Here is a 21,457-nt window from a genome sequence, read left to right on the forward strand (position 1 = left end):
TCCTTAATCATTACTATTCTTATATTTAAATAAACAATTCTATTTTATAAATAAAAAATAAAATTTATTTATATCAATTAAAATAAAAGTTTTATATTATATAAACAATACTAATTATTAAAATTAATGCTTATCTTCTTGAAATTTTTTTATAAATCGTAATATACTAGTGTTTTCAATAGAAGAAAACAATTGTACTTTTCCAATAGAAACAGGAAGAATTAATCGTATCTTTCCAGATAATACTTTTTTATCTCGTAACATAAATTCAAGATAATCCTGTGGCAACATACCTTTGGGACCTTTAATTGGTAAACCTATTCTATAAAAAATAGTTTTTATTCTAGAGAAATAATCTTTATGTAACATATTTAATTGAACAGATAAATATGCTGAAATTACAATACCTACAGAAACTGCTTCTCCATGTAACCATTTACCATATCCAATATACGCTTCAATAGCGTGTGCAAAACTATGTCCTAAATTTAAAAACAATCGTAAATTACTTTCTTTTTCATCAGCTTCAATAACCAAAGCTTTTAATTCACAACATTTTTTTATACAATATAATAAAGTGTCTTTTTGTAATTGTAATATTTTAAAACAATTTTTTTCTAGCCATATGAAAAATTCATGGTCAAAAATAATAGCGTATTTAATAATCTCTGCCATTCCAGAAATTATATGTTCTCTTGGTAGAGTTGATAAAAACTCAATATCAATCAGCACTCCTTTAGGTTGCCAAAAAGAACCAATCATATTCTTACCTAATATATGATTAACTCCTGTTTTTCCTCCAATAGAAGCATCTACTTGAGCCAATAAAGTAGTCGGTACTTGAAAAAAATTAACTCCCCTTTGATAAATAGAAGCAACAAAACCAGTAATATCTCCTACTACCCCTCCTCCTATTGCAATTAATATTACATCTCTTCCATATAATTTTTTTAGTAAAAAAGATATAATATTTTCAACTTCTTTTAAATTTTTATAACACTCACCATCTGGAATACTAAAAATAGGTATATTTTTTATATTTTTATTAATACTATAATATTTATTTTTTAAAATTACATTTTTAATAGTATTATTTGTAATAATAACACTATTTGTATTATTCAAAAAAATAGTCGATATAAAAAAATTTTTTAATATATTGAAACCAATGCTGATATCATAACTACTATTCATTAAATTAACATGCACTTTATCTACCATACTTACCAACCTATATTACACTTAAAAAAAAATAAAATTTAATTGATTTTGTTAAAACCATAAAAAAATCGCATGATATTCGAAGCTATACATGGAATATCATTATTAACTGTATCAACAATAAAATCAGACATCTTTTTATATATTGGATTACGAATAACTGATAATGATCGTAATATATTCTCATTATTATTACTGTTTAAAGATAGCAAAGGTCTTTTTTTATCCATATTAGTTCGTATTAATTGTTCTTTTATTGAAGTGCGTAAATATATAACAACACCTCTAGATTGTAATAAATCCCTAGATTTTAATGAAAGTATTGATCCACCTCCTGTAGATAGTATTATACCGGTTTTATTCGTTAACTCATTAATAATTTTTTCTTCTCGTATACGAAATTCAGATTCTCCTTCTACTTCAAACACCCAATCTATATCTACACCAGTTCTTTTTTCAATTTCAAAATCAGAATCATAAAAAAACATGTCTAGAGCTTGGGATAAATAGCGACCTACAGTACTTTTTCCAGCTCCCATAGGCCCAATCAAAAAAATATTTTTTTTTTTATCGCTATTCATGGTAGTTCCCTTCAATAATAAATGTTATTCAAAACCAAAAATTTATACTAAATAAATATTTTTAATAATAAAATACCACATTATATTACGAAGTAATATAAAAAATAAGCATAATATATATCATGTGGATTATAAGAATATAATAAAAAAACTTGATTTTAAAAATACTTTTTAATATGATTGTACTATCATAAATAATTATTTATATACAATCTCAAGGTGAGATGTCCGAGTGGTTTAAGGAGCACGCCTGGAAAGCGTGTATACAATAAAATGTATCAAGGGTTCGAATCCCTTTCTCACCATATACACACACATTTATATCAATTTTTAAAATAATCAAAAAAACATAAAATTATATTTATATTAATAATAGGAGTGTTGGCCATAAACATGATTTGTTATATCTTCTACTCGGGAAATTTCAGAAAAATGTTTCATTAATTGTTTTTCTATACCTAACTTTAATGTAGAGCTAATCATAGAACAACCATTACATCCACCTGAAAATTGTAAAAAAACAACTCCATCACTACTAATATTTATCAAATTGACAGAACCACCATGCAATAACAATGTAGGATTAACTTGAGCAAATAAAAATTTTTGTACATCGTTTTCTAATTGAGAACTATGACGAAATTTTTGTGCTGATTTTGCATAAGGAGCCTTTAAAGTAATTTGTGATCCTAATTCATTTTTAATAAGATCTATACTAGAATTTTTCAAAAAAGGAACCATAGATTTATGAATATAAATATAAAATTCATTAAAAGAAATTTTTTGATCATTTATTGAATCAATATCTTGAAGCTCACAATACGACATGCCACATTCAGCATGTGTAGTTCCTGGAGAATTAATAAAAATTCTAATATTTGTTTCTACTTTTTTTTTGGACAACAAACTAATTATATATTGTTTAGCTGAATCTGATATTGTAATCATAGAATTATTCTGCATAATATGTTATTGTATAATGAACAAAAAGATATATATATAAATCCTATTATATATAAATATATATAAATATACATCCTAAAATTTTTACCCACACTATCTAATGATCAGAATATTCAAAAACTATATGAATAAAAATAAAAAAAAAGTACATTTTTCTGTTTTTGGAACAGGAAAAATTCATTTAATATTATTACATGGATGGGGATTACATTCCATAGTATGGAACAAAATTATTCCAATATTAAAACCACATTTTACATTACATACATTTGATTTACCTGGATTTGGAAAAAATATAAATTCTCCTATAATGACATTTAAACAAATATCTAATTATTTATTAAAGAAAAAAAAAAGAAAAGTTATATGGATCGGATGGTCTATGGGAGGATTACTTGCACACTATTTAAGTCTACAATATCCACATAATACGCTAGCAACTATTTATGTAGCATCATCACCATATTTTATACAAGAAAAAAAATGGCCAGGAGTACCTATAAGTACGTTATACTCTATAAAAAAGAGTATTTTGTCATGTTATAATAATTTTTTAAAAAATTTTATTTTAATACATGTTATTAATACACACCAATACAAAATTTCTAAACTTATAATAAAAGAAAAATTTTCCAAAAAATATCCTAATCCAAAAAAAAAAGCTATTGAAATAGGATATAACTGGTTAACCAAAATTGATTACAGAAAAAAAATATTATGCCCAAAAATTCCAACATTGAGAATATATGGAGAATTAGATAATCTCATACCAAAAGAAACATATAAAAAAATAGAAAATCTATACCAAAAAAAAGACTCTATTATTATAAAAGGAGCTAAACATGCACCCTTTTTATCTCATCCCAAAATTTTTAGTAAAATTATATATAATTTTATCAAAAATAATGTCTAATAGAATTGAACTACCATATACCAACAATATAAATAAAAATATTATTTATTTTTGATAAAAAAATCAAAAAGGAATATCTTCATCATCAAAATCAATTTTTGATGTTGTATCTACTAAATGTGATTTATTTTTAAATTCAGAAGAAATATCTTTAGAAATAGTATTAACATTCATAGATGTAGACAAACCGTCTTCATGTGACACACCTTGTATCTCATTAACAGATGATGATACACTAGTTGTATTTCGTGAACCTAACATTTGCATAGAACCGGTGACACTAACTATTATTTCCGTAGTATAACGATCTAATCCATTTTGATCTTTCCATTTTCGAGTCTGTAAAGATCCTTCTATGTAAACTTGTGATCCTTTTTTTAAATATTGACCAGCAATTTCAGCAATTTTACCAAACAAAACTACTCTATGCCATTCAGTTTTCTCTTTGGTTTCACCAGTATTTTTGTCTTTCCATATATCTGAAGTAGCAATAGTAATATTTACTACAGTTCCACCATTAGGCATATATCGTACATCTGGATGTTGTCCTAAGTAACCAATTAAAATAACTTTGTTTACGCCTCTACTTGCCATAAATTTAACCTAATATGATTTATATCAAAATATAATTATTTAAAATTATACCATAAAAAAAAATAATTTTATTACAATAAATACTTTTATTGAACTAAACTTACACAAAAAAATAATTTTTTAAAAATAACCAATTAAAATAAACGAAACTACATTTTCAAAATTTAATTTTTTAACTTTATATAAATATATTTTTAGATTAAAATAATGATATTTTATTAAAAATATAAAAAAATACCTTTTACCATATAAAAATTATAAAAAACAACATGCAAAAAAAAAATGTACATAAATTTTCTGTTGCACCCATGTTAAAATATACTGACAGACATTGTCTATTTTTTTACAGACAATTAACTAAAAAAACTTTTTTATATACAGAAATGATTACTACTTATGAATTAATAAATAAAAAAAATTTATTTTCAAAAAAACAGGTAATGAATAACGCTCCTATCGCAATTCAATTAGCCGGAAATAACTATATACATTTTAAAAAATGTGCCAAAATAGCATACTTCATGGGATTTAATGAAATAAATTTAAATATTGGTTGTCCTTCACAACACGCTCAATCTGGTAAATTTGGAGTATATTTAATGAATACTCCCAACATAGTGTATCATTGTATAAAAACTATATATTTTACTGTACCAATACCTATAAGTGTAAAAATCAGAATCGGAACTAATAAAAATAATAATTATCAATTTCTTAAAAATTTTATTCAACAAGTATCAAAAAACCAATACTGCATTAAATTTATTATACACGCAAGAATTGCTGATTTACAACTAAATAGTCCTAAAAAGAACAGAAATGTACCTAAATTAAACTATCAATATGTTTATCAAATAAAAAAAGATTTTCCTCATTTAAGGATTATTTTAAACGGAGGAATAAAATCTATTCTGGAAATACAAAAACATTTAAAACATGTAGATGGTATTATGATGGGTCGAGAAATCTATAAAAATCCACTATTATTATGTAAAATAGATAAAGAAATTTTCTCTCGTAAAAAAAAATTCAATTTCAAAAAATTTTTAAAAAAAATGCTCCAGTATACTGAAAAAGAAGTAAAAAAAAACACCAAAATTCTTCACATAATGAAACACATGTTAAATATTTTTTATAAACAACCATATTCAAAAAAATGGAAACAATACATTTTAAAAAAAATACATCATAAAAATGATGCACACAATTTATTTACTAAAATAGATAAAATATTTAATAAAAAAAATCATAATATAATTGATAATTAACAATTATAAATACAAAAAACATTTTATTTAATATATATAATATTTCAAAAAAAGATCATCAAAAAAACTCTTTTATTTTATATGTTCTATATATTCTTTTATTTTTAAATTTTTAATAAAATTAAATATTTAAAATATATAATTATTATCTAAATATTAAAAACAAAATTTTTTAAAAAAACAGAATTTAATATGAAATTATTATTAAAACAACAATTCAAAACATATTTTTAAAAATTTATATAAGAGAATAAATTATTTATGATAGAATCAATAAAAAATAAAAATGAATTCAAAACACCTCCTCATTCATTAGAAGCTGAACAATCTGTATTGGGAGGATTAATGCTAGATAACCAACAATGGGATGTAATTTCTGAATATATTGTCACTGAAGATTTTTATAGTCAACAACATCAATTAATTTTTTGCGAAATGAAATTTCTAATAGAAAAAGGCTCTCCAATTGATTTAATTACGCTCTCCGAGTCATTAGAGCAAAAAGGAGAACTGAACAATGTTGGAAGATTTTCTTATTTAGCAGAAATTTCAAAAAATACACCTAGCATTACTAATATTATTTCTTATGCAGAAATAATACGAGAAAGAGCAATAATACGTGAAATTGTTTCTACAGCACATAATATTGCATATGCAGGATATCATCCCAAAGGACGTACAAGTCTTGAACTACTAGATTATGCTGAGTCTAGTGTATTTAAAATTTCTGAAACACGTTCTGCGGGTAAAGAAGGACCTAAAAATATAGAAAAAATTTTAGATACTACTATTCAATCCATTGAAAAATTGTTAAAAAAACCAAATGATGGAATAACTGGATTAAATACCGGATATCATGATTTAAATAAAAAAACATTTGGATTACAAAAATCAGATCTTATTATTATCGCTGCTCGACCATCTATGGGTAAAACTACATTTGCTATGAATTTATGTGAAAATACAGCAATGTTGTATGAAAAACCAATTTTAATATTCAGTTTAGAAATGCCGGGAGAACAAATCATGATTCGTATGTTAGCTTCTCTATCACGAGTTAATCAATCTAAAATTCGAACTGGACAATTAAGTGATGAAGAATGGAGCAGAATATCGAGCACTATAAATATTTTATTAAAAAAGAAAAACATTTATATAGATGATTCATCTGGATTAACACCTAATGAGGTACGATCTCGCTCAAGAAAAATATATCGAGAAAACAACGGATTAAGTTTAATCATGATAGATTATCTTCAGTTAATTAAAATACCTGCGTTATCTGGTAATAGAACACTAGAAATAGCTGAAATTTCAAGAACATTAAAATCTTTAGCAAAAGAATTAAATATTCCAATTATTGCTCTATCACAATTAAATCGATCTCTAGAACAGAGATCCGATAAAAGACCTGTTAATTCAGATTTAAGAGAGTCTGGTTCTTTAGAACAAGATGCTGATCTAATTCTTTTTATTTATAGAGATGAACTCTATCATGAAAATAGCGAATTTAAAGGTATTGCTGAAATTATTATAGGTAAACAAAGAAATGGCCCTACTGGAACTGTACGATTAACATTTAATGGGAAATGGTCACGTTTTGATAATTATACTAATCAAAAATATCACAATTAAATTAAAAAAACAATACTTAAAATAAATTTCATTAAAAATTATTATAAATAACAATTAATATTTTTTATTAAAAAATTCAAAAAAAATAAATTATTAAATATAAAAAATCAACCATAATCACTAATAATTTTTGTAAAAATATTATTAAAATAATAATTTTATATATCAAAATATCATATACATAAAAAATTATGTATTAACAGTACATTAAACACACTAAAGATAGTAATCTTTACCACATAAAAATTTTTATAGAAAATATCAGATAAATATGTTATATATAACATATATTATATTAACTTAAATTATTTATTTAAAAATAAATATACTAACAAAATTTTTCTGATATAATTTATGATTATCATATGTTTTGACTATGGAATAAAAACTATTGGAGTTGCTATAGCTGAAACAAGAATAAAATCTTCTACTCCTATAAAATCTATAATTAATAAAAAAAACACATTATGGAATAAAATTAATGATATAATCCAATATTGGAAACCTAAAAATATAGTTATTGGATATCCATATTGTATAAAAAAAAACATAAACAAAAAAATCAAAAAATTCAGTTATATTTGTAAAAAAAAATTCAATAAACATGTTTTTTTATATAATGAAAACTATTCATCAAAAGAAGCTCAGTTGTTTTTAAAGAAAAAAAAAAAAAAAAAATATTTGTATACACTCCATTTCAGCTAAAATAATTTTAGATAGTTGGTTACACGAAAATTATTTTTTTAGTTAAAAATCATACATAAAAAAATACATATTTATGTTAATCATTAAAAAAAATATTCTCAAAAAACATTATTTTACTTATGATAGACGTTATGAACAAAAAAAATACACATACATTACCGTCAATTAGCTTATATATTCATATACCATGGTGTATCAAAAAATGTCCATATTGTGATTTTCATTCATATCCACGATCAAACAAAATTTCAGAAAAAAAATATATCAAGCATGTTCTTTATGATTTAAAAAATGATCAAAAAATAATTTCAAATCGAATTATTAAATCAATTTTTATTGGTGGAGGAACACCTAGTTTATTAAAAAGTACTTCAATACTATATTTGTTATCTAAAATAAAAAAATTACTGTCCGTTTCTAAAAATACAGAAATTTCTATAGAAATTAATCCCGATATAGATAAAACAAAAAAAATATTAGAGTATTATCAAGCAGGTGTTAACAGATTTTCAATAGGAATTCAAACGTTCAATTCGTTTTTACTAAAAAAAATAAATAGAAAATACAATAACAAAAAAACAATGGAATTGATTAATTCTACTGAAAATTTATCTAATAGAAATCTAAATATAGATTTAATGTACGGTCTTCCAGAACAAACAGTTCAAAACGTTTTAGATGATCTGTACCAGACTATTCTTATACAACCTGAACACATATCTTGGTATCAGCTTAATATTGAGCCAAATACTAAATTTTATGCACAAAATATATCGCTACCATCACTTCATACTATTAAAATTATGACCATACAAGGAAAAGAATTACTTCACAAGTATGGATATATACAATATGAAATATCTTCTTATTCTAAGAAAATAAAATATCAATGCCAACATAATCTTAATTACTGGAATTTTGGCGACTATATTGGCATTGGATGCGGAGCTCATGGAAAAATAACTCAATTAAACCAGAAAATCATCAGAACCATAAAAACTAAAAATGATACCATATACATGATCGGAAATTATCTTAAAAAAAAATATATTGTTCCAAAAAAAGATATTCCTATAGAATTTTTTTTAAACAAATTTAGACTGCTAAAACCTATACGATATAAAGAATTTGAAAAAAAAACTTATATTAAAATCATAAAAATTAAAGAAAAAATAACTGTTGCTAAAAAAAAAGGATTTCTTCAAGAAAATATGAATTCATGGATAGTTACTTCGAAAGGGAGAAATCAGTTAAATTCATTATTGTCAATATTTTTAGAGTAAAATTCCACTGTATCAAATAATCATTCAACCTGTAAATTTATATTTATAATCAAAAATTTTATTATTTAATAATATAGCTCTTTTTTCAAATTTTGTTTGTATATACGTACTAAACAAAGTAAAAATAGTATTTTTTCCTAACAAACATTTAAATTTGGGATTTTGTGACATTAAATAATATATTTTAGAAGAATAAAGTAAACAGTCTGTAATAATATGTATAAAACCACCGAAAATAATTTTTTTTTCTATTAATTTAATAAAAAAATTATTAATTAATCTTCTTTTATGATGTTTATTTTTAAACCAAGGATCAGGAAAAAAAATTTGCATCATACTAATAGTATTATCTGGAATCATATAGAATAAAACTTCTTCAATATTATGAAATATAATACGTATATTAGATGCTTGAAATATATTAGCGTACCGTATGGCTGAAAAAATACTTCTAGGATACACTTCCACTCCAATAAAATTTATATGCGGATTACTAATAGCTTTTTCCACAAATAATTTACCATCACCAAAACCAACATCTATAATGTATGGTTGATCATTAAAAAAAAAAACAGAATAATCTAAAAAGAAATATTTATTAAAATCAATACCATAAATTTTCCAATATTTTAATATATATTCTTTTTTTTTTTGACTAATACTTCTTCTTATTACATAACTTTTAATTAAAGACAAATTATTTGTATTTTTTTTATTATTTTTATCAAATACATTATTTATTAAAATAGTCATTTTATCTCCAATAAAATAAATAAATTTATATAAAATATCCGTTAAACAAAAATTTTTAAAAAAAATTATTTTTAAAATTTATATATAAATCATTAACTACATTTAAAAAATTTAATTAGGATCAGTATGTTTTTTTCACAAAAAATACTAAATTGGTTTCATATTTACGGAAGGAAAAGTTTACCGTGGCATAAAAAAAATATTTATCAAATCTGGATATCTGAAATTATGTTACAACAAACTCAAGTGAAAACTGTAATTCCTTATTTTAAAAAATTTATAAAAAAATTTCCTACTATAAAATCTTTAGCTAGTTCTAGTATAAATGAAATTTTACATTTATGGAGTGGTTTGGGATATTACCAAAGAGCTCATCGTATACATAAAACAGCAATACTAATTTGCAAAAATTATCATGGAATTTTTCCGAATAATATTCATGAAATAAATAAATTACCTGGAATTGGAAAATCTACAGCAGGAGCAATATTATCTTTTGCATACAATTTTGGATATGCCGTTTTAGATGGTAATGTAAAACGTGTATTAATACGATATCATTCTATTGATATAAATAATATCAAGAAAGAAAAACTAAATAAAAAACTATGGAATTTAATCTATCAACATCTTCCCGTTCATCAATCTAGTAAATTCAACCAAGCTATGATGGACATTGGATCATTTATTTGTACTAGCAAAAAACCTAATTGTTTAATATGTCCTTTAAATTATTCGTGTCAATACTATATTCATGATATGCACTTTACAAAAGAAAAAACTAAAAAAAAAAATAAAATAGGAATATTATTTACAATAATACAATATAAAAATTTTTATTTTTTAATTCAATTAAAAAACACATCCATATGGAAAAAACTTTTTTATTTTCCTTTAACATCATTTCTAATATCAAAAGAAAAATGGGAACAAGCAAAAAAAAATTCAAATACAGTAATTCATCCATTTATACATTACATCAGCAATATCAAATTACATATTTTTACGCAAATAATAAAGATCAAAAAAAAAAAAACATATAATAATATAATACAAAAAAAAATATGGTATAATATTTTTAATCCTCAAAAAATTGGCATTCCTTCCCCAATAAGAAAAATATTTACTTCATTACAAAAACCAGTAAAAAAAAATATGAAAAAAAAATATAAACGCATAATTTTTTGTTTTTTTTTAAAGAAAGAAGAAGAAGGATTAGAATATCCATTTTTCCCAGGAAAAACAGGACAAAAAATTTATCAAGAAATTTCTAAAAAAGCATGGTCTTTTTGGTTGATTCAGCAAACTAAAATCATAAATGAAAAAAAATTAAATATGTTTTTAGAAAAAGATAGAGCTTATATAAAAAGAAAAATGAAAAAATTTTTATTTCATAACAAAAAAAATTAATATTTAAGAATCAATGTTTATATTTAATAAATATTAAATTTTATATAATTTAAAAAAATAAAATCAATTTTAAAAAATATTTTTAATATCGTATTTTGTTTTTTTTGCATGTATAATTAACTGTTTTAATAAAAATAAATTTTCTTTTTTAGCGCGTGATTGTAAATTTTTAATATTATTAATATATTTATGAATAAAAACAGAATTAAATTTACATTGACAATATTTTTTCCAATAATTTTTTTCTTTATCATTTAATAAATAAATAAAATTACGCGCTTTTATACGAAAAAAAATTTCTCCAATTCGATTATCAATAAATTTAGGATACCAATTTATCCATTTTAATGGAAATCGCTTATGTAGCAACAAAAATAACAACTTATCTTCTGAAAAAAAGAAATTATTATATAACATTAAATCTACGTCATGAACAATTTTTTTCGGAGTTTCATAAGAAAAGAAAGATATAATCCAATTTTTAATTGATGTATTATTTTTTAATAAAAAAAAATTTTTTTGACATCGAATATAATTTATTTGAAACCTATTGCAATCACATGGAGAAAGAGAGTTATAAGAAAATAAAAGAGGTGATTTATTCAAATAAATAACTTTAATTCCACAATCAAATAAATTTTTTATAGTAATTTTATGAGATTTAATATGTTTATAAAAATAAAATATTTTTTTCAAACATATTGATAAATCAATTAAAATAAAAGAATTTGGATGATTTGGATGAGATCCTACAATCATAACACAACCTAAATTACTATTTCTAGAGCCAAAATAGCTAGATAAATAAAAAAAAGGTTTGTTATAATTTCTAAAAATAAATGATAATATATATTTTTTATGAGATATTTCATATAAAAATAAAAAAAATTTTTTATTTTTTTTATATAAATGTTTTGCCACTAAAATAGTTGCTAAAACATCTGAACAAGCATCATGAGTATTTAAATGTGTAATTTTGTTTATTTTTGTAATATCAAATAATTTAAAACTAACCATTCCTTTAGCATCACTAGGCCAAATCATGATGTTAGGGTGAAAAACATAAAATGCACGTAAAATATTTAATATATCCCAAGTAAAATTACCATTTTTCCAACTCCATTCATATGGATCAAGTAAATTTCTATAGAAAAGATTACGAGTAATCAGGTTATCAAAACTAATATTATTATATCCTACAATACATATATTTTTTTGGGAAAAAATTTTATAAATTTTTTTAGCAAAAAAATATTCATTAACACCATGTTTTTGAGTATATTGTGGTAATATTTTAGTAATTAAAACAGATTCAGGATCAGGCAAATAGTCTAGAGGAGGATAGCAAAAAAAAAGATTTTTTTTACCAAAATGTTTAAATTCACTATCTACTTCTATACTGCAAAACTGAGAAATCTTATCTAAAGATACATTTTTTCCAAAAGTTTCATAGTCATAAAATACTAAAGTTTTTTTAAAAATATAATCATTACTGTTTTTTTTACACATAAAATATATATTTTAAAAGATAAAGTATATGAGTATATATATATAAAATATAAAATTAATATTTATTTTGCAAATCATATTCATAGATTCTCCCCTGACTGGACTCGAACCAGTGACATACGGATTAACAGTCCGCCGTTCTACCAACTGAACTACAGAGGAATATGTTTAATATATATCATACGAAAAATTATATGTCAATTAATAATATTAATATTTGTTTATATAATATTTAAAATATCAAAAAACAGTTAACTTTAAAAAAAAATATAGATTAGTGCTTTGAATTGTTCTATAATATGTTATTAAAATTAATTTTTTAAAATATAAATACTTTTTATAGGCCCTTTAGCTCAGTGGTTAGAGCACACGACTCATAATCGTTTGGTCGCTGGTTCAAATCCAGCAAGGGCCATATCTTGTAAAAATTTAAATTTAATGCAAACAATTTTTAAAATATTTAAATTGTGTTTATATGTCTGGATATTAATAATATTATATATATATAAATTTTATTTTTTTATTTGGAATAATTGATAATTGAGCAATTTTATCACCAGGATTAATATAAAAATTTTTTTTACTACAATTCCATAAAGACACTTTTATTTCAAAAAAATCAAAAAAATCCACAAAATTAAATGGATTTCCTATTATTATATGATATTTATTATTCATTCTAGTGATAGGTTCAATAACAACACGAGTTTTTTTATCCGAAAGGTGTATAAACAGTCCTGTTGAAATTAATGTTGTTTTTTTAGAAACAAGACACATCTTGTGTTCAAGATGAGCTCTTAAAAAAAAACCTGATAAACCATTACATAAATATTCAGGAAAATTAAAATTTTTTTTGATACTTGGATCTATGAATTTAACATTTATCATCAATACATTTATACACATAAAACAAAACCTACAATTTAAAAAATTTTTATATCGATAAAATTGATACTTGAATTTCAGTAGAAATATTTTTATAAGGAGAAAATATAATAGTATGAACACCTAAATATCGTAATAATCCGTTTGGTAATTTTATTTCATTTTTAGAAACTAAAAAACCGATTTCTGATAAAGTTTTTGTAATATCTTTTACACCAATAGAACCAAATATTTTATTTTTTTTACTAGATTTCATAAAAAAAACAATAGAACCCATCAGCTTCATAGCATCAACTCTTTTAATAGCTTGATTTATCTTTTTAGATTCTTTTTTTTCAGCATACATTCTATTTTGTTCAAAAATTTTAATATTTTTCTCAGTCGCTAACAATGCTTTTGAAGTAGGTATTAAATAATTTCTAGCGTATCCTTTTTTTACAGAAATTAATTGACCTTTTTTTCCTATGTTATTGATAGTATTTAATAAAATAATTTTCATGTAGTATAAACACCTTGAGTATCATTTAAAATCATCATAAAAGAATACTATTTTTATATTCTAATGATGTTGATCAGTATACGGAATCAAGCTAATAAATCGTGCTCTTTTAATTGCGCGAGATAGTTGTCTTTGATACTTTGCTTTTGTTCCTGTAATACGACTCGGAACTATTTTTCCGTTCTCAGTAATATAATTTTTTAAAGTCTCTATATCTTTATAATCTATATATTTAACTCTTTCTGCAGTAAAACGACAAAATTTTCTACGACGAAAATAACGAACCATAATATGTATACCTTTATACTGTATAAAAACAAAACACAATTTTTATTATTAATTTTATATTTTAAAATTAAATGTGATTATTATTAACAAAATACTTTTTATGATTATTTTTAGTAGATATCACTTCTTTTTTTTTATTTTCTTGATTGCGTAAGATAGGAGACATATCTGTGTGTGCTTTATTGCATACAAGAATTAAATTACGAATAATTTTAGAATTAAATTTAAAATGATTTTCTAAATATTTCATACATTCAATAGATACTTCAATATTCATCAGAACATAATTTGCTTTTTGTAATTTATTTATAGAATATGATAAAACACGCTGTCCCCAATTTTCTGAACGATGTATAGTTCCAGATTTAGACAATATAATCTTAGTATAAAAATCAATAACATGCAAAATTTTTTCATTTTTATCTGGATAAATCATCAGAATAATTTCATAGTGACGCACAAATAAAACTCCTTTTTAATATATAAACAACCATTTTTAAATATTTTTTTAAAAAAATAGTTTTTTTTAAAATATCTTTTTTATATAAAATATAAAATACAATACTCTTTTCACATTAAAAATATTCCATTATATTAACATAATTATATTCATGAAAAATATAGTTTTTTAAAAAAAGTTGCATTTAATGTTCATCAACTGATAAAACAACATTTTATTTTTAATATACAAATAATATTTTTATACTATTTTTTATTTAAATTATATAACAATATTTTTTGAATTTTCTTCATTAATACATCTATTTTATTATCTGGTATTAAAGTAATATCTGTCCAATTATTCAACCAAGTTAATTGACGCTTAACTAATTGATAAGTAGATTTAAGTGTGCTATTAATCATTTCTTGATATGTACATTTATTTTGTATATATAGCCACATCTGTTTATAACCAATGCTATTAATAGACGGAAGAGAAAGATTTAAATTTTTATTTTCATACAAATTACGTACCTCTTGTTCAAAACCACGCTCTAACATATAGTAAAATCTTTGTGCTATTTTTTTATATAAAATTCTTTTCTTACAAGGAACTAATCCGAATTGAAAAATTTTATAAGGTAATTTTTTATTAACAGAATTAATTAATGTACTTCGAGGACAACCACCTGAAACAAAAAAGATTTCAACAGCGCGCAAAACTCGCTGAATATCATTCATATGAATTTGTTCACTAGAAAGTGGATCGATTTTTTTTAAAACATCAAACAATTTTTTTTTCTCTCCCAGACATATATTGTTAAAAATATAATTTCTAATAATAGGATTAGATGGTGGTAAATCAGAAAATCCGTCGAGTAATGTTTTAAAATAAAACATAGTCCCTCCTACTAAAAGAGGAATTTTTCCTAACTTTAAAATATTTTCTATTTCTTTTACAGCATCTCTGTAAAAATCAGCGGATGAATAAATTTCTTGAGGTTTTAAAATATTAATTAATCGATATGTATTTTTTTGTAAATCTTTTTCAAGTGGTTTATCAGTTCCAATATTTAACCCCTTATATATCAATTTAGAATCCACACTTAATAACTCTATAATAGAAAAATTTTTTTTTATTTGAAGAGCAATTGCACTCTTACCTATAGCCGTCGGACCCATCAAAAAAAATATCATTGGTTTATTATTCATTATTTTTTATCAATTGTAAAAATATATACCCTTTATAGTTTATACATAGAATATAAAAAAATTTTTTATATATAATATATATTATCATATATATAATTATATTTATATATCAAAACGGAACAGTATAAAAAATTTTTAATATTGATTTAATAATCAAATTACATCCATTTTTTATAAATACTCAGTAATCCTTGAGTAGAACTATCATATAAATTATTAAATTTTTCTTTTAATAAATCACTAAATATATCATTAGTCACTAGTTTTCCTAGTTCAACACCCCATTGATCAAAACTAAAAATATTCAAAATAACTCCTTGAACAAATACCTTATGTTCATACAAAGATATCAAAGAACCTAAATTACATGGCGTCAAATTCTTTAACATAATTGAATTAGTTGGTTTGTTTCCAGGACAATATTTATACGATGTATGTGAACTACAATTTAAATTATTTAAATTAATATTATTATCTATGTTATTTTTGTTACCAAAAGCTAAAGATCTGGTTTGTGCTAAAAAATTTGATAATAATTTTTTATGATGATCATTAATAGAGTTGTGACTCACAGCTGGAATAATGAAATCACATGGAATAAGAGTTGTACCTTGATGCAATAGTTGAAAAAAAGAATGTTGACCATTAGTACCACATTGACCCCAAATAATTGGACTAGTATTCCACGTAACCAAATTACCGCTACGATCTATTGATTTTCCATTAGATTCCATATAGCTTTGTTGTAAATATTCAGGAAATGCGTGCATGTATTCATCATAAGGAAATATAGCTTCTGTTTCTGTTTTAAAAAAATTAGTGTACCACAAACTAATCAAAGCTAAAATAACTGGAATGTTTTGTGATAACTCTTTATTTAAAAAATGTTGATCCATTATATACGCTCCGTACAATAATAATTCAAAATTTTTAAATCCAACAGATAAAGCAATAGATAAACCAGAAGAAGACCATAAAGAATAACGACCTCCTACCCACTCCCAAAATTTAAAAATATTTTCATTAATAATACCAAAATTTAATGCTGCGTTTGTATTTTCACATAATGCAAAAAAATGTAGATCAAGATATTGTAAACAGTTAGTATGAAAAAGACACCAATTTTTTAAATAATTAGCATTACTTATAGTTTCATCTGTAGTAAAAGATTTTGAAGCAATTAAAAAGATAGTAGTTTCTAAATTAATTTTTTTTAATATTTCAACAATATTAGTACCATCAATATTAGAAATAAAATGAATTTTTAGATGGTTTTTATAAAATTTTAACGACTCAGTTACCATGTAAGGACCGAGATATGAACCACCAATTCCAACATTAACTACATCAGAAATACTTTTTCCTGTATATCCTTTCCAACGACCTTGAATAATAGAATCAGAAAAATCTTTTATTTTTTTTAATTCTCTTTTTATATTTATCATAATATTTGTATTGTCTACAATTATCGTATTACTAAATTTACTGCGCAGAGCCGTATGTAAAACAGGTCTATTTTCCGTTCTATTAATTCTATGCCCTGTAAACATACTTTGTATAGCATCACTTAAAAAACATTCTTTAGCTAGCATTAATAAAAGTTGTAAAGTTTGATTAGTTATGCGATTTTTGGAAAAATCTACTAAAATATTATCTTGAAATAAAATAGAATAATTATGGAATCTGTTTTTATCTGTATTAAATAGATCATTTATATGAATATTTTTAATATCATGAAAATGATTAGTTAGTTGCTTCCAAGAAAATGTTTTAGTTGGATTGATATTTTTCATTCTATCCCTTATATTATTTAAATTATTATATATCAATATAGTATACATTTAATGTATACATAATTTATTAAATTATTCAAATATAAATATCGTATATCTTTAAATTATTAAAAAAGATGTATGTTGTTAATTAACGTACTAAAAGTTTTATAAAAAAATATGAAAAACAGCAAAAAAAACGAAAAATTAATCTGGATTGATTTAGAGATGACGGGATTAAATCCTAAAATTCATAAAATCATTGAAATTTCTACTATTATTACAGACAAGTATTTAAATATTTTAGAAATAGGACCTAACATTATAATTTTTCAAAAAAAAAAATTTTTGAAAAAAATGAATGATGAAATATTTTGTATACATAAAAATAACGAATTAATTAAAAATATAAACATTAGCAAGGAAAACGAAAAGAGCGCTGAAAAAAAAACCTTATTATTTTTGAAAAAATGGATTAAAAAAAAAATTTCCCCTATGTGTGGAAGCACGATATCAACAGATAGAGCTTTTTTATTATATCATATGCCAAAATTAGAATCATATTTTCATTACAGAAACTTAGATGTTAGTTCAATTAATGAACTAGCTCAACGCTGGAAACCTAATATTTTAAAAAAAATAAAAAAAAAAAAAATTCATCGAGCGCAGGAAGATTTAATAGAATCAATAATAGAATTAAAAATATATAAAAAATATCTATTTTTTATGTAAAAATAGATATTTTAAAATATATAAAGTATTGTAAATTCTATTTTTATTTAAATAATTCTTGCAAAAAAAAACAATGTTTTATATAATTAAAATATAATATATTGCGGGAATAGCTCAGCTGGTAGAGCACAACCTTGCCAAGGTTGCGGTCGCGAGTTCAAATCTCGTTTCCCGCTCAAAAAAATTTCATAATTTTTGTAAAAAATACAAAAATACGTTATTAATATTTATTTTTTATGTATAAAGATAAAATATTGTATAAATAAATATTGAACACAGCTAAAAAAATCAAAATTTCTTCCAAAAATCATATATTTTTATTAATATCAAAAAACCCTTTAATTTTAAATTTCTGATAAATTAAAACGTTTCTGAAATCTTTGTATTCGACCTTTTGTATTCATACTTCTCTGTTTTCCTGTATAAAATGGATGACATTGTGAACACAAATCAAGTAACATATCTTTCTTTTTAGTAGAAAAAACTGGAATTGTATAACCACACGAACAAATAGCAAAAATTTTTTTGTATTCAGGATGAATATTTTTTTTCATCACATATTCTCCAAAGAAAAATGTAGTATACTATCTAAAGATACCTTTAAATGCAATAATATATTGCATAACATAAAAAAAATCAAAAGTTAATTATTCTAAATATTACATATATTATATGTAATATTTTTTAAAATCAATATTAATTGTATAAAATATTTATTAATTTCATAAAAATAACCTTATACATGTAAAATATATATAACTATATTTAATAAGAGATTATGTTATTTATGACTACAATACTAAGTGTTCGCGTACATGGAAAAGTAGTAATTGGTGGTGATGGACAAGCTACTTTTGGACATACTGTAATGAAAAGTAATGTAAAAAAAGTTCGTTCAATTTATAAAGATCAAGTAATTGCGGGTTTTGCTGGAGGAACAGCAGATGCATTCACATTGTTTGAGTTATTTGAAAAAAAGTTAGAAAAATACCAAGGACAATTACAAAGATCTGCTATAGAATTAGCTAAAGATTGGAGAACTGATAGATTATTGAGAAAATTAGAAGCATTACTAGCTGTAGCTGATAAAAAAAATTCTCTTATTATTACTGGAACAGGAGATGTAATACAACCAGAAAATGATGTTATGGCCATCGGTTCAGGCGGAGCATTCGCACAAGCAGCTGCATATGCTTTAATTAAAAATACAAATTTGAGTGCTTCTACTATAGTAAAAAAAGCCTTAAAAATTGCTGCAAATATTTGTATATATACTAATCAATCATTTACCATAAAAGAAATATCTTCAGAAACATAATAAGGAAATATACATGTCAGCAATGACTCCTCGCAAGATTGTACAAGAATTAAATAAACATATTATTGGACAAGAGAATGCTAAACGTGCTGTTGCTATTGCGTTAAGGAACCGTTGGAGAAGAATGCAGTTAAACTCAGAACTACGCCATGAAATAACACCAAAAAATATTCTAATGATTGGTCCGACAGGAGTAGGAAAAACAGAAATTGCTCGTAGACTAGCAAAATTAGCTAATGCTCCTTTTATTAAAGTGGAAGCTACTAAATTCACTGAAGTTGGTTATGTAGGAAAAGAAGTAGATTCAATCATACGGGATTTAACAGAATTAGCAATAAAAATGATTAGAACACAAAATATAAAAAAGAATAAAAAATATGCAAAAAAACGCGCTGAAGAAAAAATTTTAAAAATTTTAGTACCTATGCCAGATGGTAATAAATGGAACGATGAAAAATCTACAGAAAAACCTAAAGATACAATAAAAATATTTAAAAAAAAATTACGTAAAGGTGAACTAGATAACAAGGAAATAGAAATACAAATCACTTCAGTTCCTTTAGGAATAGAAATTATGTCTCCTCCAGGAATGGAAGAATTAACAAATCAACTACAATCTTTGTTCCAAAACTTAGGAGGCAAGAAAAAAAATCTACGTAAACTTAAGATAAAAGATGCAATGAAATTAATTGTTGAAGAAGAAGCTGCTAAATTAATTAATTTAGAAGAATTAAAAGAAAAAGCAATATATTCTGTAGAACAAAACAGTATAGTATTTATTGATGAAATTGATAAAATATGCAAACATCGATCTTCTACATCTAATTCAGATGTATCACGAGAAGGTGTTCAAAGGGACCTTTTACCATTAATTGAAGGATGTACTGTATCTACAAAACACGGTTTTGTAAAAACAGATCACATACTATTCATAGCTTCTGGTGCGTTTCAAACATCCACTCCTTCTGATTTAATCCCAGAATTACAAGGTAGATTACCAATTCGTGTAGAACTAAATGCATTAACAATAGATGATTTTGAAAGAATCCTTACTGAACCAAATGCATCTATTACTGCTCAATACATTGCTCTAATAAAAACTGAAGGAGTGGATATTGTTTTCACTAAACAAGGAATCCATAAAATTGCTGAAGCATCATGGAAAATCAATGAATCAATGGAAAATATTGGAGCTCGTCGATTGTATACAGTATTAGAAAAGCTAATAGAAGATATTTCGTTTAATTCTAACGAACAATTTGGAAAAAAAATTTATATTGATGAAAACTATGTTAGTCTACATTTAGACAAATTAATGGAAAATCAAGATTTAAGTAAATTTATTTTATAAAAAATACGATAATAAGTATCGTTGAAAATATTAATTAGTAACTGCTATATTTTATAAAAATTGCCTATCTAAAAATTTATGATAGGCAATTATAAAACACTACGTGTAGCAAGTTACTACATAT

General features: G+C 23.2%; 22 protein-coding genes, 4 tRNA genes and 1 pseudogene. 13 read left to right on the top strand and 14 right to left on the bottom strand.

The window, feature by feature from the left end:
• Positions 1-123 precede the first annotated feature (123 nt).
• Both aroB and aroK read right to left on the bottom strand, forming a co-directional pair.
• Positions 124-1,221, bottom strand: a complete 1,098-nt coding sequence (gene aroB, locus BUCISPPS3390_RS01830; protein ID WP_154060939.1) for a 3-dehydroquinate synthase — start codon at positions 1,219-1,221, stop codon at positions 124-126.
• Positions 1,222-1,259: 38 nt separating this feature from the next.
• Entirely contained in the window at positions 1,260-1,802 is a 543-nt protein-coding gene (aroK, locus tag BUCISPPS3390_RS01835) for a shikimate kinase AroK (protein WP_154060940.1), read from the bottom strand.
• Positions 1,803-2,020: 218 nt separating this feature from the next.
• Between aroK and BUCISPPS3390_RS01840 the strand changes: the two genes are divergently transcribed.
• Positions 2,021-2,107: transfer RNA gene (locus BUCISPPS3390_RS01840), tRNA-Ser, on the top strand.
• 61 nt (positions 2,108-2,168) lie between these two features.
• Here the strand turns inward: BUCISPPS3390_RS01840 and BUCISPPS3390_RS01845 are convergent.
• On the bottom strand, positions 2,169-2,750 hold the full coding sequence (locus tag BUCISPPS3390_RS01845) for an NfuA family Fe-S biogenesis protein (protein WP_154060941.1): 582 nt from the start codon (positions 2,748-2,750) through the stop codon (positions 2,169-2,171).
• Positions 2,751-2,889: 139 nt separating this feature from the next.
• On the opposite strand from BUCISPPS3390_RS01845, the gene BUCISPPS3390_RS01850 reads away from it, so the two are divergent.
• Positions 2,890-3,678: an alpha/beta fold hydrolase gene (locus BUCISPPS3390_RS01850; protein WP_172599034.1), complete on the top strand. Its 789-nt coding sequence runs from the start codon at positions 2,890-2,892 to the stop codon at positions 3,676-3,678.
• 63 nt (positions 3,679-3,741) lie between these two features.
• On the opposite strand, the gene ssb is transcribed toward BUCISPPS3390_RS01850, so the two are convergent.
• Positions 3,742-4,272 carry a single-stranded DNA-binding protein gene (gene ssb, locus BUCISPPS3390_RS01855; protein WP_154060943.1) on the bottom strand — a complete coding sequence of 177 codons (531 nt, stop codon included), beginning with the start codon at positions 4,270-4,272 and terminating at the stop codon, positions 3,742-3,744.
• 269 nt (positions 4,273-4,541) lie between these two features.
• Here ssb and dusA point away from each other — a divergent pair, with 269 nt between their 5' ends.
• The 4 genes from dusA (at position 4,542) to hemW (ending at position 9,163) form a co-directional block, all read left to right on the top strand.
• The gene (gene dusA / locus BUCISPPS3390_RS01860) at positions 4,542-5,540 is read left to right on the top strand and encodes a tRNA dihydrouridine(20/20a) synthase DusA (RefSeq protein ID WP_154060944.1); all 999 of its coding nucleotides are present in this window, start codon (positions 4,542-4,544) and stop codon (positions 5,538-5,540) included.
• Between the two features lie 261 nt (positions 5,541-5,801).
• A complete protein-coding gene (gene dnaB / locus BUCISPPS3390_RS01865) occupies positions 5,802-7,175 on the top strand; it encodes a replicative DNA helicase (protein ID WP_154060945.1) in 1,374 nt (457 codons plus the stop codon).
• Positions 7,176-7,529: 354 nt separating this feature from the next.
• Positions 7,530-7,880, top strand: a complete 351-nt coding sequence (gene ruvX, locus BUCISPPS3390_RS01870; protein ID WP_154060946.1) for a Holliday junction resolvase RuvX — start codon at positions 7,530-7,532, stop codon at positions 7,878-7,880.
• A 131-nt stretch (positions 7,881-8,011) separates the two neighbouring features.
• Positions 8,012-9,163, top strand: coding sequence for a radical SAM family heme chaperone HemW (hemW, locus tag BUCISPPS3390_RS01875; protein ID WP_154060947.1), 1,152 nt, complete (start codon positions 8,012-8,014; stop codon positions 9,161-9,163).
• Between the two features lie 24 nt (positions 9,164-9,187).
• Here hemW and trmB read toward each other — a convergent pair whose 3' ends face one another.
• The gene (trmB, locus tag BUCISPPS3390_RS01880; protein WP_154060948.1) at positions 9,188-9,916 is read right to left on the bottom strand and encodes a tRNA (guanosine(46)-N7)-methyltransferase TrmB; all 729 of its coding nucleotides are present in this window, start codon (positions 9,914-9,916) and stop codon (positions 9,188-9,190) included.
• Between the two features lie 126 nt (positions 9,917-10,042).
• On the opposite strand from trmB, the pseudogene mutY reads away from it, so the two are divergent.
• Together mutY and BUCISPPS3390_RS02155 are read left to right on the top strand one after the other, a co-directional pair.
• A pseudogene (gene mutY, locus BUCISPPS3390_RS01885) lies at positions 10,043-11,062 on the top strand (A/G-specific adenine glycosylase); the annotation flags it as partial.
• Positions 11,063-11,071: 9 nt separating this feature from the next.
• Entirely contained in the window at positions 11,072-11,326 is a 255-nt protein-coding gene (locus BUCISPPS3390_RS02155) for an oxidative damage protection protein (protein WP_331877458.1), read from the top strand.
• A 69-nt stretch (positions 11,327-11,395) separates the two neighbouring features.
• Here the strand turns inward: BUCISPPS3390_RS02155 and sbcB are convergent, their stop codons facing one another.
• On the bottom strand, positions 11,396-12,835 hold the full coding sequence (sbcB, locus tag BUCISPPS3390_RS01890) for an exodeoxyribonuclease I (protein WP_154060950.1): 1,440 nt from the start codon (positions 12,833-12,835) through the stop codon (positions 11,396-11,398).
• An 89-nt stretch (positions 12,836-12,924) separates the two neighbouring features.
• Positions 12,925-12,997, bottom strand: a tRNA-Asn gene (locus tag BUCISPPS3390_RS01895).
• A 180-nt stretch (positions 12,998-13,177) separates the two neighbouring features.
• Between BUCISPPS3390_RS01895 and BUCISPPS3390_RS01900 the strand changes: the two genes are divergently transcribed.
• Positions 13,178-13,250 (top strand) — tRNA-Ile (locus BUCISPPS3390_RS01900).
• An 80-nt stretch (positions 13,251-13,330) separates the two neighbouring features.
• Here BUCISPPS3390_RS01900 and BUCISPPS3390_RS01905 read toward each other — a convergent pair.
• The 6 genes from BUCISPPS3390_RS01905 to pgi form a co-directional block, all read right to left on the bottom strand.
• Complete coding sequence (locus BUCISPPS3390_RS01905) at positions 13,331-13,741, bottom strand: dUTP diphosphatase (RefSeq protein WP_154060951.1); 411 nt, start codon at positions 13,739-13,741, stop codon at positions 13,331-13,333.
• A gap of 28 nt (positions 13,742-13,769) precedes the next feature.
• Entirely contained in the window at positions 13,770-14,219 is a 450-nt protein-coding gene (gene rplI, locus BUCISPPS3390_RS01910; protein WP_154060952.1) for a 50S ribosomal protein L9, read from the bottom strand.
• Positions 14,220-14,279: 60 nt separating this feature from the next.
• The gene (rpsR, locus tag BUCISPPS3390_RS01915) at positions 14,280-14,507 is read right to left on the bottom strand and encodes a 30S ribosomal protein S18 (RefSeq protein WP_154060953.1); all 228 of its coding nucleotides are present in this window, start codon (positions 14,505-14,507) and stop codon (positions 14,280-14,282) included.
• 67 nt (positions 14,508-14,574) lie between these two features.
• On the bottom strand, positions 14,575-14,967 hold the full coding sequence (rpsF, locus tag BUCISPPS3390_RS01920) for a 30S ribosomal protein S6 (RefSeq protein ID WP_154060954.1): 393 nt from the start codon (positions 14,965-14,967) through the stop codon (positions 14,575-14,577).
• Positions 14,968-15,212: 245 nt separating this feature from the next.
• The gene (gene miaA / locus BUCISPPS3390_RS01925) at positions 15,213-16,130 is read right to left on the bottom strand and encodes a tRNA (adenosine(37)-N6)-dimethylallyltransferase MiaA (RefSeq protein WP_232036970.1); all 918 of its coding nucleotides are present in this window, start codon (positions 16,128-16,130) and stop codon (positions 15,213-15,215) included.
• Positions 16,131-16,318: 188 nt separating this feature from the next.
• Positions 16,319-17,953 (bottom strand): glucose-6-phosphate isomerase, encoded by a 1,635-nt coding sequence (gene pgi, locus BUCISPPS3390_RS01930; RefSeq protein ID WP_154060956.1) that lies wholly within the window; start codon positions 17,951-17,953, stop codon positions 16,319-16,321.
• Between the two features lie 159 nt (positions 17,954-18,112).
• On the opposite strand from pgi, the gene orn reads away from it, so the two are divergent.
• Positions 18,113-18,664 (top strand): oligoribonuclease, encoded by a 552-nt coding sequence (gene orn / locus BUCISPPS3390_RS01935; RefSeq protein ID WP_154060957.1) that lies wholly within the window; start codon positions 18,113-18,115, stop codon positions 18,662-18,664.
• Between the two features lie 103 nt (positions 18,665-18,767).
• A tRNA-Gly gene (locus BUCISPPS3390_RS01940) sits at positions 18,768-18,840 on the top strand.
• A gap of 168 nt (positions 18,841-19,008) precedes the next feature.
• Here the strand turns inward: BUCISPPS3390_RS01940 and rpmE are convergent.
• Positions 19,009-19,218, bottom strand: a complete 210-nt coding sequence (gene rpmE, locus BUCISPPS3390_RS01945) for a 50S ribosomal protein L31 (RefSeq protein ID WP_154049046.1) — start codon at positions 19,216-19,218, stop codon at positions 19,009-19,011.
• Positions 19,219-19,451: 233 nt separating this feature from the next.
• Here rpmE and hslV point away from each other — a divergent pair, with 233 nt between their 5' ends.
• Together hslV and hslU are read left to right on the top strand one after the other, a co-directional pair.
• Positions 19,452-19,982, top strand: a complete 531-nt coding sequence (hslV, locus tag BUCISPPS3390_RS01950; RefSeq protein ID WP_154060958.1) for an ATP-dependent protease subunit HslV — start codon at positions 19,452-19,454, stop codon at positions 19,980-19,982.
• A 13-nt stretch (positions 19,983-19,995) separates the two neighbouring features.
• Positions 19,996-21,333, top strand: coding sequence for an HslU--HslV peptidase ATPase subunit (gene hslU, locus BUCISPPS3390_RS01955; protein WP_154060959.1), 1,338 nt, complete (start codon positions 19,996-19,998; stop codon positions 21,331-21,333).
• The last annotated feature ends 124 nt before the right edge of the window (positions 21,334-21,457 follow it).

It is taken from the genome of Buchnera aphidicola (Cinara cf. splendens/pseudotsugae 3390) (genome assembly GCF_900698845.1).
Taxonomy (GTDB): domain Bacteria; phylum Pseudomonadota; class Gammaproteobacteria; order Enterobacterales; family Enterobacteriaceae; genus Buchnera_F; species Buchnera_F aphidicola_AM.

What these genes read in the sequence shown, in the direction of transcription:
- rpsR (WP_154060953.1), bottom strand. Translation starts at nt 14,507, where the DNA reads ATGGTTCGTTATTTTCGTCGTAGAAAATTTTGTCGTTTTACTGCAGAA.
- hslU (WP_154060959.1), top strand. Translation starts at nt 19,996, where the DNA reads ATGTCAGCAATGACTCCTCGCAAGATTGTACAAGAATTAAATAAACAT.
- hemW (WP_154060947.1), top strand. Translation starts at nt 8,012, where the DNA reads ATGAACAAAAAAAATACACATACATTACCGTCAATTAGCTTATATATT.
- BUCISPPS3390_RS01905 (WP_154060951.1), bottom strand. Translation starts at nt 13,741, where the DNA reads ATGTGTATAAATGTATTGATGATAAATGTTAAATTCATAGATCCAAGT.
- aroB (WP_154060939.1), bottom strand. Translation starts at nt 1,221, where the DNA reads ATGGTAGATAAAGTGCATGTTAATTTAATGAATAGTAGTTATGATATC.
- miaA (WP_232036970.1), bottom strand. Translation starts at nt 16,130, where the DNA reads ATGGGTCCGACGGCTATAGGTAAGAGTGCAATTGCTCTTCAAATAAAA.
- trmB (WP_154060948.1), bottom strand. Translation starts at nt 9,916, where the DNA reads ATGACTATTTTAATAAATAATGTATTTGATAAAAATAATAAAAAAAAT.
- orn (WP_154060957.1), top strand. Translation starts at nt 18,113, where the DNA reads ATGAAAAACAGCAAAAAAAACGAAAAATTAATCTGGATTGATTTAGAG.
- dnaB (WP_154060945.1), top strand. Translation starts at nt 5,802, where the DNA reads ATGATAGAATCAATAAAAAATAAAAATGAATTCAAAACACCTCCTCAT.
- BUCISPPS3390_RS02155 (WP_331877458.1), top strand. Translation starts at nt 11,072, where the DNA reads ATGAAAAAAAAATATAAACGCATAATTTTTTGTTTTTTTTTAAAGAAA.
- aroK (WP_154060940.1), bottom strand. Translation starts at nt 1,802, where the DNA reads ATGAATAGCGATAAAAAAAAAAATATTTTTTTGATTGGGCCTATGGGA.
- pgi (WP_154060956.1), bottom strand. Translation starts at nt 17,953, where the DNA reads ATGAAAAATATCAATCCAACTAAAACATTTTCTTGGAAGCAACTAACT.
- BUCISPPS3390_RS01850 (WP_172599034.1), top strand. Translation starts at nt 2,890, where the DNA reads ATGAATAAAAATAAAAAAAAAGTACATTTTTCTGTTTTTGGAACAGGA.
- dusA (WP_154060944.1), top strand. Translation starts at nt 4,542, where the DNA reads ATGCAAAAAAAAAATGTACATAAATTTTCTGTTGCACCCATGTTAAAA.
- rpmE (WP_154049046.1), bottom strand. Translation starts at nt 19,218, where the DNA reads ATGAAAAAAAATATTCATCCTGAATACAAAAAAATTTTTGCTATTTGT.
- hslV (WP_154060958.1), top strand. Translation starts at nt 19,452, where the DNA reads ATGACTACAATACTAAGTGTTCGCGTACATGGAAAAGTAGTAATTGGT.
- ruvX (WP_154060946.1), top strand. Translation starts at nt 7,530, where the DNA reads ATGATTATCATATGTTTTGACTATGGAATAAAAACTATTGGAGTTGCT.
- rplI (WP_154060952.1), bottom strand. Translation starts at nt 14,219, where the DNA reads ATGAAAATTATTTTATTAAATACTATCAATAACATAGGAAAAAAAGGT.
- ssb (WP_154060943.1), bottom strand. Translation starts at nt 4,272, where the DNA reads ATGGCAAGTAGAGGCGTAAACAAAGTTATTTTAATTGGTTACTTAGGA.
- BUCISPPS3390_RS01845 (WP_154060941.1), bottom strand. Translation starts at nt 2,750, where the DNA reads ATGATTACAATATCAGATTCAGCTAAACAATATATAATTAGTTTGTTG.
- sbcB (WP_154060950.1), bottom strand. Translation starts at nt 12,835, where the DNA reads ATGTGTAAAAAAAACAGTAATGATTATATTTTTAAAAAAACTTTAGTA.